Annotated in this window: 16 protein-coding genes; 3 read left to right on the forward strand and 13 right to left on the reverse strand. The window is 68.3% G+C overall.

All coding sequences use genetic code 11. The features are described from left to right. Window positions 1-4 precede the first annotated feature (4 nt). The 9 genes from C3942_RS02830 to C3942_RS02870 form a co-directional block, all read right to left on the reverse strand. Window positions 5-307, reverse strand: a complete 303-nt coding sequence (locus tag C3942_RS02830) for a hypothetical protein (RefSeq protein WP_104228804.1) — start codon at window positions 305-307, stop codon at window positions 5-7. A gap of 92 nt (window positions 308-399) precedes the next feature. After that, on the reverse strand, window positions 400-1,692 hold the full coding sequence (locus C3942_RS02835; RefSeq protein WP_104228805.1) for an ammonium transporter: 1,293 nt from the start codon (window positions 1,690-1,692) through the stop codon (window positions 400-402). A 203-nt stretch (window positions 1,693-1,895) separates the two neighbouring features. After that, window positions 1,896-2,348 (reverse strand): protein YgfX, encoded by a 453-nt coding sequence (locus C3942_RS02840; RefSeq protein WP_104228806.1) that lies wholly within the window; start codon window positions 2,346-2,348, stop codon window positions 1,896-1,898. Further along, window positions 2,317-2,550 carry an FAD assembly factor SdhE gene (locus C3942_RS02845; protein WP_104229008.1) on the reverse strand — a complete coding sequence of 78 codons (234 nt, stop codon included), beginning with the start codon at window positions 2,548-2,550 and terminating at the stop codon, window positions 2,317-2,319. The genes C3942_RS02840 and C3942_RS02845 overlap by 32 nt, the downstream gene beginning before the upstream one ends. A 30-nt stretch (window positions 2,551-2,580) precedes the next feature. Next, window positions 2,581-3,366, reverse strand: coding sequence for a succinate dehydrogenase iron-sulfur subunit (locus C3942_RS02850; RefSeq protein WP_104228807.1), 786 nt, complete (start codon window positions 3,364-3,366; stop codon window positions 2,581-2,583). Between the two features lie 18 nt (window positions 3,367-3,384). Beyond that, entirely contained in the window at window positions 3,385-5,178 is a 1,794-nt protein-coding gene (gene sdhA / locus C3942_RS02855) for a succinate dehydrogenase flavoprotein subunit (protein WP_104228808.1), read from the reverse strand. 29 nt (window positions 5,179-5,207) lie between these two features. Continuing rightward, on the reverse strand, window positions 5,208-5,582 hold the full coding sequence (sdhD, locus tag C3942_RS02860; protein WP_104228809.1) for a succinate dehydrogenase, hydrophobic membrane anchor protein: 375 nt from the start codon (window positions 5,580-5,582) through the stop codon (window positions 5,208-5,210). 11 nt (window positions 5,583-5,593) lie between these two features. After that, window positions 5,594-5,995, reverse strand: coding sequence for a succinate dehydrogenase, cytochrome b556 subunit (gene sdhC / locus C3942_RS02865; protein ID WP_165797293.1), 402 nt, complete (start codon window positions 5,993-5,995; stop codon window positions 5,594-5,596). Between the two features lie 39 nt (window positions 5,996-6,034). Then, complete coding sequence (locus tag C3942_RS02870) at window positions 6,035-6,235, reverse strand: DUF1674 domain-containing protein (protein ID WP_243393494.1); 201 nt, start codon at window positions 6,233-6,235, stop codon at window positions 6,035-6,037. Between the two features lie 172 nt (window positions 6,236-6,407). Here C3942_RS02870 and ygfZ point away from each other — a divergent pair, with 172 nt between their 5' ends. The 3 genes from ygfZ to C3942_RS02885 all read left to right on the forward strand — a co-directional run bounded on the left by ygfZ (window position 6,408) and on the right by C3942_RS02885 (window position 10,263). Beyond that, window positions 6,408-7,217, forward strand: a complete 810-nt coding sequence (gene ygfZ / locus C3942_RS02875; RefSeq protein ID WP_133164218.1) for a CAF17-like 4Fe-4S cluster assembly/insertion protein YgfZ — start codon at window positions 6,408-6,410, stop codon at window positions 7,215-7,217. Between the two features lie 95 nt (window positions 7,218-7,312). Continuing rightward, window positions 7,313-8,752, forward strand: coding sequence for a trypsin-like serine peptidase (locus tag C3942_RS02880; protein ID WP_104228812.1), 1,440 nt, complete (start codon window positions 7,313-7,315; stop codon window positions 8,750-8,752). 71 nt (window positions 8,753-8,823) lie between these two features. Then, a complete protein-coding gene (locus tag C3942_RS02885) occupies window positions 8,824-10,263 on the forward strand; it encodes a trypsin-like serine peptidase (protein WP_104228813.1) in 1,440 nt (479 codons plus the stop codon). Here C3942_RS02885 and C3942_RS02890 read toward each other — a convergent pair. The 4 genes from C3942_RS02890 to C3942_RS02905 all read right to left on the reverse strand — a co-directional run bounded on the left by C3942_RS02890 (window position 10,253) and on the right by C3942_RS02905 (window position 13,539). Continuing rightward, the gene (locus C3942_RS02890; protein ID WP_104228814.1) at window positions 10,253-11,728 is read right to left on the reverse strand and encodes an FAD-dependent oxidoreductase; all 1,476 of its coding nucleotides are present in this window, start codon (window positions 11,726-11,728) and stop codon (window positions 10,253-10,255) included. The genes C3942_RS02885 and C3942_RS02890 overlap by 11 nt on opposite strands. Window positions 11,729-11,908: 180 nt before the next feature. Continuing rightward, entirely contained in the window at window positions 11,909-12,610 is a 702-nt protein-coding gene (locus C3942_RS02895; protein WP_104228815.1) for a crotonase/enoyl-CoA hydratase family protein, read from the reverse strand. Between the two features lie 195 nt (window positions 12,611-12,805). Further along, the gene (locus C3942_RS02900) at window positions 12,806-13,315 is read right to left on the reverse strand and encodes a M48 metallopeptidase family protein (RefSeq protein ID WP_104228816.1); all 510 of its coding nucleotides are present in this window, start codon (window positions 13,313-13,315) and stop codon (window positions 12,806-12,808) included. Window positions 13,316-13,320: 5 nt separating this feature from the next. Continuing rightward, window positions 13,321-13,539, reverse strand: a complete 219-nt coding sequence (locus C3942_RS02905; RefSeq protein WP_104229010.1) for an RNA-binding S4 domain-containing protein — start codon at window positions 13,537-13,539, stop codon at window positions 13,321-13,323. Window positions 13,540-13,631: the final 92 nt, after the last annotated feature.

Raw genomic sequence — 13,631 nt, forward strand, 5'->3', positions numbered from 1 at the left:
GGCGCTAGCGCAGGGAACCAGTGTACTTGCCGAACGCCGGCGGATTCGCCGGCGCCTCGCCGCCCTCGGTTTTCGGGGGCGTGGCCGATGCCGCCACCATCGCGCGCGGACGCCCCATGATCACCTCTTCAAAACGGTCGGCCAGGCGCATCAGCTCGTCGTCGCCGCCCATGCGCGCCATGCGCACGATCTCGCGGGCGTACTCCATGTTCTGCGTCATCCACATCGCATCGGTAATGCGTCCGGTGCAATGCCGCAGCCGCACGTACAGACGTGTCGCCAGGGCCAGCTTGTCACCGTCGGTCATCGAAAACCCTCCTGTTCCAGGTGCGGCCGGCCTCATCCCGACCGGCGCACCCTCCCACAGACCTCCCTCCGCTCCCATGCCAGTCCCTGGCTTCAGACAATGCGTTCGCCGTGCAGCGCCAGGTCGAGGCCGGCCTGTTCCTCATCACCGTTCACGCGCAGCCCGAAGGTGAAGCGCAGCAGCAGCAGGATCGCGATGGTCATGCCGGCGCTGTAGAACAGCGTGGCGAAGGCACCTACCGCCTGGACCATCATGCTGGCCTCGGCACCGGAGATCGCCTTGCTGGAGAACACACCGGTGAGCAGGGCGCCGACCAGGCCGCCAACGCCATGGATGCCGAACACATCCAGCGAATCGTCGGCACCCAGCAGGCGCTTGAGGCCGGTGGCACCCCAGTAGCAGAGCAGGCCGGAGGCCGCGCCGATGGCCAGAGCGCCCGGGATTTCGACAAAGCCGGAGGCCGGGGTGATCGCCACCAGGCCGGCGACCGCGCCGGAGCAGGCACCGAGCAGCGAGGCGCGCTTGCGGATGATCCATTCCACCGCCATCCAGGTCAGTACGGCGGTGGCGGTGGCGACCTGGGTCACCAGCATCGCCATGCCGGCACGGCCGTCCGCGGCTACGGCGGAACCGGCGTTGAAGCCGAACCAGCCCACCCACAGCAGCGAGGCACCGATCAGGGTGAAGGCCAGGTTGTAGGGAATGAAGGGCTCGGTGCCATAGCCATTGCGGCGCCCCAGCATATAGGCGCAGGCCAGGCCTGCGGCGCCGGCGTTGATGTGCACCACGGTGCCGCCCGCGAAGTCCTGCGCGCCGAGCTTGGCCAGCCAGCCGTCCGGCGACCACACCCAATGGGCCACCGGTGCATACACCAGCAGCGACCAGGCGGCGACGAACAGCAGCATGGACCCGAACTTCATGCGCTCGGCGAAGGCGCCGGTGATCAGCGCCGGCGTGATGATCGCAAAGGTCAGCTGGTACATGATGAAGACCGACTCCGGGATCGTCGGCGCGATCGGGCTGACGCTCAGCTGTCCGGCTTCCTTCAGGTACTTCAGCCCGCCCAGGAACATCTGGTCGAAACCGCCGATGAAGGGCGACCCCGGCGAGAAGGCCAGGCTGTAGCCGGCCACGATCCAGATCACCGTGACCAGGGCCGTCACGGCGAAGCTCTGCAGCGTGGTGGCCAGGACGTTCTTCTTGCGCACCATGCCGGCATAGAACAGGGCCAGCCCGGGAATCGTCATCAGCAGCACCAGGGCGGTCGAGGCCAGCATCCAGGCCGTATCGCCGGCGCTGATCTGGTCGAAGGCCACCATGGTCGGTGCCGCCGCCGCGCTGCCGGCAAAGGCCAGCCCCGCCACCAGAACGAGGATCAACCCCATCCGGTCCCACCTGGAATTCAGAATCACGATTCGCTCCCTTTCCTGCCCGTACCCTCGACCGGTCCGGACCTCTGGGATTCGGCATGCACAGGGGATGCCAACTCGGGAAGGGCCATCTGCCGTCATCTCCGGCGAACGGCGCAAGCGACAAGGCCCGCGGAGCGGGCCTTGATTCACCTCGGGGAAACCGCGGAGCTGCCGGATCAGGCGCCCGCGGCGCAGGCAAAGGACATCAGGCGGGCGCGCAGGCGGCGCAGGGGATCGGCACCCAGCTCGTCGCCGAGCACCACTCGGGTGCGGCGACCGCCGGACTTGAGCCGGAAGTTCAGCACCATCAGCCGCGAGTGGACGCAGCTGTTGCCGAGCAGTTCGGCCTCGTCCTTGCGGCCGGCGCTGTCCACCACCAGCCACTGGCCGTCGGCCTGCCAGACCAGGCGCACCAGGGCACGGCGGCCGAAGCCGAAGGCGGCATGGCGGCGCAGCCAGATCCAGGACGCCCCGAAGGCGGCAATCAGCAGCAGCATCGGCCAGCCCGGCGACATCGCGGCCAGCAGCAGGCACAGCCCCAGCAGGTGCAGGACGAACAGGTAGCGGTGCGCCCGATAGGACGGCCGCAAGTTCAGGTCAGTGGTGGCGGCGAAGCTGTTCGACGACATCGGCGTAGATCTCGGGAGGCTGCTCGTAGCCCATCGACCAGGACCAGAGGTCCGGATCTTCGGTGGTCTGCAGCATCTGGATGAAAAGGGCACGCTCGGCCTCCGTGGCCGAGGGCCAGCGTTGCGCGTAATAGCGCTCCGTCAGGACGTCCAGTTCCTTCATGCCGCGGCGCAGCAGCCAGCGGAGCTTGCCTTCTTCCATCATCGGTCTGCCGTGGGACGGCCGGGTCGCTTAGACCCGGCGCTCCACCAGCATCTTCTTGGTTTCGGCGATCGCCTTGGCCGGGTTCAGACCCTTGGGGCAGGTCTTGGCGCAGTTCATGATCGTGTGGCAGCGGTACAGCTTGAACGGGTCTTCCAGCTCGTCCAGGCGCTGGCCGGTGGCCTCGTCGCGGCTGTCGGCCAGCCAGCGGTAGGCCTGCAGCAGGATCGCCGGGCCAAGGTAGCGGTCACCGTTCCACCAGTAGCTGGGGCAGCTGGTGGTGCAGCAGGCGCAGAGGATGCACTCGTAGAGGCCGTCGAGCTTGGCGCGGTCCTCTTCCGACTGCAGGCGCTCACGCGTCGGTGCCGGGGAGTCGGTCTTGAGCCAGGGCTCGATCGAGGCCAGCTGGGCGTAGAAGTGCGTCAGGTCCGGCACCAGGTCCTTCACCACCGGCATGTGCGGCAGCGGGTAGATGACGACCTCGCCCTTCACTTCCTCGCAGGTCTTGGTGCAGGCCAGCGTGTTGGTGCCGTCGATGTTCATCGCGCAGCTGCCGCAGATGCCCTCGCGGCAGGAACGGCGGAAGGTCAGCGTGGCGTCGGTCTCGTTCTTGATCTTGATCAGCGCGTCCAGAATCATCGGGCCGCAGCTGGCCATGTCCACCTCGTAGGTGTCCATGCGCGGGTTGGCGCCGCTATCCGGGTCGTAGCGGTAGATCTTGAAGTTGCGGACCTTCTTCGAGCCTTCCGGAGCCTTGTGGTGCTTGCCGGCGGACTTGTCGAGCTTGGAATTCTGCGGGAGCGTGAACTGTGCCATGACGTGGAATCCTTGCGATCAGTACTTGCGGGCAACGGGCGGGATGTGTTCCACGTCGTTGTCCAGCGGCTGCATGTGCACGGGGCGGTAGTCGATCTTCACCTGCTTGTCGGAGGTGCGCCAGGCGACCGTGTGCTTCATCCAGTTGCCGTCGTCGCGGTCCTTGATGTCGTCGCGGGCGTGGGCGCCGCGCGACTCCTTGCGGTTCTCGGCGCCGACGATGGTCAGCAGCGCCTGGCCCAGCAGGTTGTCCAGTTCCAGGGTCTCGCAGAGGTCCGAGTTCCAGATCATGGAGCGGTCGGAAACCTTCACGTCCTGCGTGAAGTTGTCGATCACGCCGTTGAGCTTGGTGATGCCTTCCTGCATCAGCGGGCCGTCGCGGAACACCGCGCAGTGCTTCTGCATGGTCTTCTGCATGTCCAGGCGGATCTTGGCGGTGGGCGTACCGCCCTTGGCGTTGCGGAAGCCGTCGAGGCGGGCCAGGGCCTTTTCCTCGGAGGCGCCGCTGATCTTGCGGTGCGGGGTGCCCGGCTTGACCAGCTTGGCGGCCTGGATGGCGGCGGCGCGGCCGAACACCACCAGGTCGAGCAGCGAGTTGGAGCCCAGGCGGTTGGCGCCGTGCACCGACACGCAGGCGGCTTCGCCCACGGCCATGATGCCCGGCACCACGGAATCCGGGTTGCCGTTCTTCAGCGTCACCACTTCACCGGTATACAGCGTCGGGATGCCACCCATGTTGTAGTGCACCGTCGGCACGACCGGGATCGGCTCCTTGGTGACGTCCACGCCGGCGAAGATCTTGGCCGACTCGGAGATGCCCGGCAGGCGCTGGTGCAGGACCTCGGGACCGAGATGCTCCAGGTGCAGGTGGATGTGGTCGGCCTCGGCACCGACGCCGCGGCCTTCGCGGATCTCGGTGGCCATGGCGCGACTCACCATGTCGCGCGGCGCCAGGTCCTTCACGGACGGCGCGTAGCGCTCCATGAAGCGCTCGCCCTTCTGGTTGGTGAGGTAGCCGCCTTCGCCACGCGCACCCTCGGTGATGAGGCAGCCCGAGCCGTAGATGCCGGTCGGGTGGAACTGCACGAACTCCAGGTCCTGCAGCGGCAGGCCGGCGCGCAGCACCATGGCATTGCCGTCGCCCGTGCAGGTATGAGCCGAGGTGGCGGAGAAGTAGGCGCGGCCATAGCCACCGGTGGCCAGGATGGTCTGGTGGGCGCGGAAGCGGTGCAGCTTGCCGGTGGCCAGCTCCCAGGCGAGGACGCCATGGCAGGAGCCGTCCTCGTCCATCAGCAGGTCCAGCGCGAAGAACTCGATGAAGAACTGCGCGCGGCACTTGAGGCTCTGCTGGTACAGCGTGTGCAGCATGGCGTGGCCGGTGCGGTCGGCGGCGGCGCAGGTGCGCTGGGCCGGCGGGCCCTTGCCGAACTCGGTGGTCATGCCACCGAACGGACGCTGGTAGATCTTGCCTTCCTTGGTGCGAGAGAACGGCACGCCGTAGTGCTCGAGCTCGATGATCGCGGGGATGGCCTCGCGGGTCATGTACTCGATGGCGTCCTGGTCGCCGAGCCAGTCGGAGCCCTTCACGGTGTCGTAGAAGTGCCAGCGCCAGTCATCCTTGCCCATGTTGGACAGCGCGGCGGAGATGCCGCCCTGCGCCGCGACGGTATGCGAGCGCGTGGGGAACAGCTTGGTGATGTTGGCGGTCTTCAGGCCGGCCTCGGCCAGGCCCAGCGTCGCGCGCAGGCCGGCTCCGCCGGCACCCACGACGATGGCATCGTATTCGTGATGAACGATTTCGTATGCGGACATTCTTCTTATCCCGGAAACTTAGGCTCGTGTCACAGCGCGACGCGCAGGACGGCGTAGACGCTGGCGGCGGCGACGACGGCGTGGAGGAACTTCTGGCCCATCAGCGACAGCAGCTTGAGGCCCTCGTGGTGCACGTAGTCCTCGATCACCACCTGCACGCCCAGGGCGGAGTGGTAGAGCATGGTGAGGATGAACAGCACCAGGGTGATGGCGACGCTGGGCGCGGAGACCCAATGGCGCACCGCGTGGTAGTCGCCGCCGGCCAGGTTGGCCACGGAGAACACGAACCACAGCGTCAGCGGGATCAGGGCTACCGCGGAAACGCGCTGCACCCAGAAATGATGGACGCCGTCCTTGGCGGAACCGAGGCCGCGCGCGCGGCTCAGGGGGGAACGCAGGCTCATCGGGGGCTCCGTCAGAGGAAGTAGGCGACGGCCCAGGCGGCGGCCGTCAGCAGCAGGGAGGCGGCGACCACGGCGTAGCCGGTCTTCTCGGCGGTCTTGATGTCAAAGCCCCAGCCGATGTCCCAGAACAGGTGGCGAATGCCGTTGCCCAGGTGGTACATCAGGGCCCAGCTCCAGCCGAACAGCAAGATTTGGCCGTACCAGGCGGTCAGGTGCCTGGCGAAGTCGGCGTAGACCACCGGGCCCAGCGCCAGGGCGATCAGCCAGGCCGCCACCAGCAGGGTGCCGACGCTCAGACCGACGCCGGTCACGCGGTGGATGATCGAGAGCAGGGAGGTCCACTGGAAGCGGTAATACTGCCCCAGCATGAAGGGGGACAGCGGGCGATTGTCGGCGGGCGTTTTCGTGGTCATTCCGGCTCCCATATCCGGGACGTGAACTTCAGGGGGAATTCAGAAGTCGATACAGCGCCCGTTCTTTTCCCAGTCGCCATAGCGGGTCGGATCGGGACCGTCGCTGCGGCCACCCACCTCGGGTGCCGGCTCGGGTTCCGCTTCCGCCGCAGGCTGCGTCTTCTCCAGCAGTTCCGCGAGGGAAACCACTTCATCCGGCTTGGATGCACCGGCAGTATTTGGATCGGGCGAATGCGACACGGAAAATTCTGGGCTGCAAAGCCCTGATAGTGTGACAAACTTCTCTTGTGCATCGCAACGTGAAATTCCTGTGAACGCTCGTATCCCGCTTGATGAACTCGTGTACGTCCGCGCGCAAGGTGCGGATGCAGAAAGCTTTTTGCAGGGCCAGCTGAGCAATGACACGCGCCTGGTGAATGAGAACCGTGCGCAGCTTTCGTCCTACAGCAACCCCAAGGGACGCATGCTGGCGGTGCTGACGCTGTTCCGGCACGGGGGCGATATCGTGCTGGAACTGCATCGCAGCGTCGCCGAATCGACGCTCAAGCGCCTGCGCATGTTCGTGCTGCGTTCCAAGGTCAGCCTGCAGGACTGCACGGCCGAATTGCCGGCCACCGGCCTGATCGGCGACGAAGGCGCGCGCCGGCTGGAGGCCCTGGGCCTGCCGCTGCCCCAGGAGCCGATGCAGAGCGCGGCCAGGGACGGCGTCACCGTGATCCGGCGCCTGGGCAGCACGCCGCGCTGGTCGGTCCACGGCGAGGTCCCCGGCCTGGCCGCCCTGCCCCCGATCGGCTTCGAGGCCTGGCGCCGGGCCGACCTGCTGGCCGGCGTGCCGACGGTCTACGCCGAGAGCCGCGAGATGTTCGTGCCGCAGATGGCCAACATCGACCTGCTGGGCGGCATCAGCTTCAGCAAGGGCTGCTATACCGGGCAGGAGATCGTGGCGCGCCTGCATTATCTCGGCCAGCTCAAGCGCCGCATGTTCCTGCTGCGCGCGCCGGTCGATGCGCGGCCGGGCATGGCGGTCTATGACGCCGCCGGCGACGGCCAGGCCGTGGGCGAGGTGGTGGATGCGGTGGCCGACGGCGATGCCACGCTGCTGACGGCGGTGCTGCAGCTGAGCCATGCCGGCTCGGACGGCTTGGCGCTGGCGGCGATCGACGGCCCGCGGCTGGGCCCGGCGCAGGCGCTGGCGCCTGCCGGTGAAAAAGACACCCCCTGACCAGGGTGGCCAAACGGCAGCTTTGGCCCGTCGGGAGCCCTCGCAGGACCGGGGCGCTCCGATATAGTGCAGGCAACCGAAGGGGGAGACCTTCCATGCGCCTGTCCGCCGTCTGCCTTGCCCTCAGCCTGGGCTTCACCAGCTTCGCCGCGCCAGCGGCGCTCAGCCTGGGCGACGTTCCCTTGCAACTGCTCCCCGCCGGCCTGCGCATGGACACCGCCGAGGTGCTGCGCAGCGCTCCGCTGTCCTTCGCCACCGGCGTGCCGATGTCGCTGTCCGAGCAGGACGGTGCCTGGGACGAACCCCAGCCGGGCACCGCGCGCTGGCGCCTGCGCCTGGGTTCCGACGGCGCCCTGAACCTCAGCGCCCGGCTGGAACAGCTGCAATTGCCCGCGGGCGGAGAGATCTGGCTGTCTTCCGCCGACGGCCGCGACGTCCAGGGCCCCTTCCGCGGTGACGGCGAACTGCTGTTGCCGATCGTGCGTGACGACGAGGCGGTGCTGGAGGCGCGCATGCCGGCCGCCGGCCGCGACGCGTTCCGGCTGCGCGTTGCCGAGGCCTTCCATGGTTTCCGTCCGCTGGGCAGCGCCAGCCTGCCGGCCAAGGGGGCCATCGGCGATTCCCAGGGCAACTGCCACATTGACGTGGCCTGCTCCGATGGCAACGGCTGGCGCGACCAGATCCGCTCCACGGTCGTGTACACGCGCGTCAACCGCCTGCTGGTGGGCTCGACGCTGGTCACCTGTTCCGGAGCCATGGTCAACAACACCGCCCAGAACGACCGGGCGCTGGTGCTGACGGCGAACCACTGCGGCATCACCTCCTCGACCCGCATGTCGGATGTCACGGTGTACTTCAACGTGCAGAAGTCCAGCTGCGGCAGCAGCGCCGACGGGCCGATCAACCAGAACATCCGCGGCGGGCTGTTCCTGGCGCGCGACAGCGAGTCCGACTTCACGCTGTTCGAACTGGCCTCCAGGCCTCCGTCCTCCTATGGCGTCCACTACAGCGGCTGGGACGCGCGCGGCGGCGTCGCGGCGCGATCCGGCGTCGGCATCCATCACCCGGGCGGCGACGACAAGAAGATCAGTACCTACAGCAGCAGCCTGCAGTCGATCGAGAATGCCCAGATCGATACCTTCCGGGTCGACGGCTGGCAGGTGCGCTGGGCCCGTGGCGTGACCGAGCAGGGCTCCTCCGGCAGCGGGCTGTGGAACCAGGACCGCCGGCTGGTGGGCACGCTGTCGGGCGGCTCGTCGAGCTGCAGCAATCCGGGCGGCAGCGACATCTACGCCCGCTTCGAGCGCGGCTGGACGGCCAACAGCGCCAGCAGCGGCCAGCTCAAGGCGCACCTGGACCCGACCGGCAGCGGCGCGCTGACGCTGGACGGCAAGGACGCGGGCGGCTCGCCGGGCGCGGTCGGCAGCACCTCCGGCAGCGGCTCCGGCGGGGGGGGCGGGGGCGGCGGTGCAGCGGGATGGCCGATGCTGCTGGCGGGCCTGGTACTGGCGGCCCTGCGCCGGCCTACAAACTGATACGAACCGCTTCACAGACACGGCCGGGGACGCCGCTATAGTGCGGTCCTGTCCCCTGCCCGCCGCTCCCGATGAACCTGCCCCGCTACGCCCTGCTGCTGAGCCTGCTGCCCGGCCTTGCGGCCGCCGCGGACTATCCGCGCCATGCCCTGCCGGCCAGCCAGGTGCAGGAGGCGGTCGAAGCATCCAAGGACGAGCCCCTGCGCTACGCGGTGGCCCAGGCCATCAACCTCCATACGCCGGATGGCGACTGGGACAACCCCGCCGCGGACATCGCGCGCTGGCGCCTCGGCATCGAGTCCGAGGGCGCCGAGTCGCTGGCGTTGCGCCTGGAGGACCTGCGCCTGCCGGCCGGCAGCGAGTTGCGCTGGATCGGCGAGGACAGCGGTGACGTGCAGGGCCCGTTCGGCGCCACCGACGCCGGCACGCTGTGGCTGCCGGTGGTGCGCGGCAGCCGGGCTCTGCTCGAATTGCGGCTGCCGGCCGCGCTGAAGGACCAGTTCGGTCTGCGCATCGCGGAGGCGCAGCATGGCTACGAGGGCTTCCGGCAGGCGACGACCGCCAAGGGACAGTTCGGCCGCTCCAGCAGCTGCAATGTCGATGTCGCCTGCCCCGCCGCGAACGGCTGGCGCACGCAGGTCCGCTCGGTGGTGCTGCTGACCATCAACAACAGTGCGGTCTGCAGCGGCACCCTGGTCAACAGCACCGGCAACACCGGCAGCAGCCAGACTCCCTACATCCTGACGGCGAATCATTGCGGCTTCGACCAGGTTACGCCGTCCAGCATCCGCGCCTACTTCAACGTCGATCGCGGCGGCTGCGGCAGCGGGGCGGACGGCTCCATCAGCCAGAACGTCACCGTGGCCGAAGTGGTGGCCCGCAGCACCACCTCGGACTTCGCGCTGCTGCGGCTGAACGGCAGCGTGGCGGGCTTCAACGTCTACTTCGCCGGCTGGGATGCCAACGGCGCCACCCCGGCCTCGGGCGTGGCGATCCATCATCCCGCGGGGGACGACAAGAAGATCAGCTTCTACGGCAATGACACCACCAAGGTGGACAACGTCCAGATCGGCAGCGACAGCAGGAAATTCACCGTCGATGCCTGGAAGGTCTTCTGGAATCTCGGGACCACCCAGCCGGGCTCCTCGGGCTCGGCCCTGTGGAACCAGGACGGGCGCGTCATCGGCACCCTGTCCGGCGGCGGTGCCGCCTGCAGCAACGGCGCACCCAACGGCCAGCCGGACTACTTCGGCCGCCTCGAACTGGCCTGGAGCGGCACCGACAAGGCGCTGGGCAGCTCGCTGCAGCCCTACCTGGCGCCGGGCGACACCAGCATCCGCAGCCTCGGCGGCTTGGACCTGGGCACCAATCCACCTCCCGCTACGGACGGTCCTCCTGTCGACGAGGAAGAAGAGGATGACGGCGGTGGCGGCGGGGCCCTGCCCGCCTCGCTGCTGGCCGGCCTGGCCGCCCTGCTCGTGCTGCGCCGCGCGCGGCGTCTCAGACCGTAGCGGCGCGGCGACCGGCCTCTCGCCCGAAGAAGCTGGCGTCCGCCAGCGACATCCCGGAACTGTAGCCCGCGCCCCAGCGCGGCAGGCCGCAGGCCGTGCGGCCTGCCGCATACAGGCCGGCGATGGGCCTGCGCGAGGCATCCAGTACCTCGCCCGTCGGCAAGGTATCGAGCCCGCCGAGCGTGAAGCTGAACCAGGCGGCGTGGTCGATGCGGCAGTCCAGGGCGACAAAGGGACCCTGGGTCAGCGGCCTCAGCCACTTGGCCGCCTTGCGGAACAGCGGGTCCTGCCCTCGTGCGGCATGGCGGTTGTACAACTCCACCGTGGACACCAGCGCGCCTTCGGGCAGGTCCAGTTCGCGTTCCACCTCCTGCCAGCTGTCGCCGGTGGCACCGATGGTGATCTTCGCGAACTGGCCGAACTCGGGCTCTGCGAAGATTTCATGGTCCAGCAGCAGCCAGAAGCGGTCGCCGGCCTGCTGCAGGGCATGCTGCGCAACGCGGCCGTGGTAGCAATCCTCGTTGATGAAACGCTGGCCTCGCGCGTTGATGAAGATGCCCTTGATCAGCTGCTCGGGCGGATACCAGGGCAGCGTCACGAAGCCCTGGTCCATATGGATCGCATGGCCGCCCACGCTCTGCCCGAGAAGGATGCCGGAACCGTCGTCGACCGTGCCGATGGGCATGTTGGCGCGCATCAGTTGCGGCGCATGCTGCCGCATCAGCTCCTGGTTCATGACGAAGCCGCCGGCGCAGAGCACCACGCCGCGCGATGCGCGCAGGAAGCTGTCCTGCCCGTCGCGGCGCAGCACCAGGCCCTGCACGCGGCCGGACTCCTCCGCGATCAGCGCCACCGCGCGCGTGTCGTAGCGGACGTCGATGGCGGACTCGGCAACACGCTCCGCCAGCCGGTCCATCAGGTAGCGGCCGCCGCCCAGGCCCATCCATTGCGGCGTGTGGCCGCGCGGACAGGGCTTGGCCTGCTCGACGAAGGGCCAGGCCTCCTCGCTGCCGCTCCAGATCAGGCAGTCGTCGGTGAACGGCTCGACGATGCGCTGCGGGATGAAGCTGTTCTTGTAGACCAGGCCCTGCGCCTGCATCCACTCGAAGTGCGACAGGCTGTTGTCGGCGTAGAGGCGCACCTTGGCGGCGTCGGCATCGGGGCCGCCTGCCATCAGCAGGTAGCGGTACAGGTCCTCGGTGTGGTCCTGGAAGCCGGCGGCGCGCTGCTGCGGCGTGCCGCCGCTGCCGCCGACGTACATCTCGCCGCCGGACAGGGCCGAGGTGCCGCCGCTGCCGGAGGTCGCTTCGATCAGCGCGACCCTGGCACCCGAGCGCACCGCCTCCAGCGCGGCGCAGGCGCCGGCGGCGCCGAAGCCCACCACCGCGACGTCGGTTTCGAGGTCCCAGCGCGGCACCTCGGCGACACGGCAGGGACGGGTGCGGGAATAGACAGGCTCGGACACGGCATTCTCCTCGGGTGGCCTTGGACGGCTCTATCCGCAAGATAGGCGTTGCCGGGCGGCGCTCCCTCCTCCGGGTGGAGGAGAATTCAAGGCACGGAACACTCCCGGTCCCGCCAGACTCATGAACCCGTCATGCCGGCTTTCGCCGGTATGACGACCCAAGAGCCCAGACCGGAAAAGCTAGCCAAACATCTTCCTGAACTCCGCCTCGTCGGCCTCGATGGCGCTGCGCAGCGCCGCCAGCCCCGGTGCCCGGGCACGCAGCTTGGTCGCGGCGAAGGCAGGGCGGTTGAGCTTGAGCAGGCCTGCGGCGGCGGCCCTCGCCTCGCTCAGCAACTGATCCTGCGGCACGACGCGATCGAGGAAACCCGCTTCCACGGCGCCGGCCGGGCTGAAGATTTCCGCATGGGTCACGGCGCGGCCGAAATGCGTGACGGCCAGGCGCATGCGGCAGATTTCCGTGGCGGCGTAGGGCATCGTCAGGCCGATGGCCACCTCGTTGGCGCCGATCTTGAAGCTGCCCTCCGCGCCGAGGCGCAGGTCGCCGCTGAGCAGCAGGAAGGAAGCCATGGCCAGCGCATGGCCACCCGCGGCGACCACCACGGGGCGCGGGAACTTCAGCAGGCGCTCGGCGACGAGGAAGCCACCGATGACCAGTTCGCGCACCGGCGAGCCGCCCGCGCCCATCACGGCCAGATCGAAGCCGCCGGAGAACATTCCCTCGCGGCCGGTGAGCACCACCGCCGCGCGATCGGCATCCGCGCGATCCAGCGCGGCATTGAGCGCGACCAGCATCGCCGGCGAGATCGCATTGCCCTTGCCGTTGTTCATCGTCAGCGTGGCGATGCCGTCCTGCAGCTCGTAGCGGACCAGTTCGTCCATGGTGAAGCCTCCATCAAGAGAAAAGTGATGGCCGACCTTAGGCACAGGTCGGGGGCGCCCACAATGGCCGCGGCCAGGATAATTCGGATTGCCACCGTATGGTGGCTGTGGGCAACGCGCCGGAACAGCACCGGAAGGCGCAGATTTTCCGGAGGAATTTCAGGGCTATCGATGCCTGCGCGGCAACGGCGGCGGCTACCCGGCCTGTAGCGCCCGCTGCAGCAATACCAGCCGCAGGTCGAATTCCACCTGGTGGTAGTCCGGCAGCATGTGCCGGCAGAGCTGGTAGAAAGCCTTGTTGTGGTCGCGCTCGCGCAGGTGCGCCAGTTCGTGCACCACCACCATCTCCAGGAATTCCGGCGCCAGTTCCTTGAACAGGCCGGAGACGCGGATCTCCGCCTTGGCCTTGAGCTTGGCACCCTGCACGCGCGAGACCGCTGTGTGCAGGCCCAGCACGTTCTGCAGCACGTCCATCTTGTTCTGGAACTGGACCTTGTGCAGCGGCGGCGCGCTGCGCATGTGCGCCTGCTTCAGCTCCTGCACGTATTCGTGCAGTGCGCCGTCGCTCTGGATCTGGTGGCCGCCGGGATAGCGCCGCCGCAGGTGTTCCTCCAGCCGTCCCTGCTCGACCAAGCCGCGGACCTGGGCCTGGAGATGGTCGGGATAGGCACCGAGGTAGCGGCGCAGGAGGGTGTCCGTGGACATTCCGCTCAGGCGGACCGCACCCGGATGCGCAGGCCCTCGCAGACCACCACCTGGCCAGTGCGGATCTTGGCGGTCTTGCGGCTCTCGGGCTGGCCATCGACGGTGACCAGGCCGTCGGCCACCAGCTGCTTGCCGGCGCCCCCGGAATCGCAGGCTCCTGCCAGCTTGAGCAATTGGTTCAGTTCGACGTACTCACGGTCCAGATCGAAATCGACGGTCTTCATGCCCGTCATTCTAGGTCCTGCACAAGTTCTGCACGAAATTCCGCCGCTCTTGCATGACTGCGCCACGGCCCGCGCACAGCCCCGGCCCAGAC

The sequence above is a fragment of the Solimonas fluminis genome, from assembly GCF_002930645.1.
Classification (GTDB): domain Bacteria; phylum Pseudomonadota; class Gammaproteobacteria; order Nevskiales; family Nevskiaceae; genus Solimonas_A; species Solimonas_A fluminis.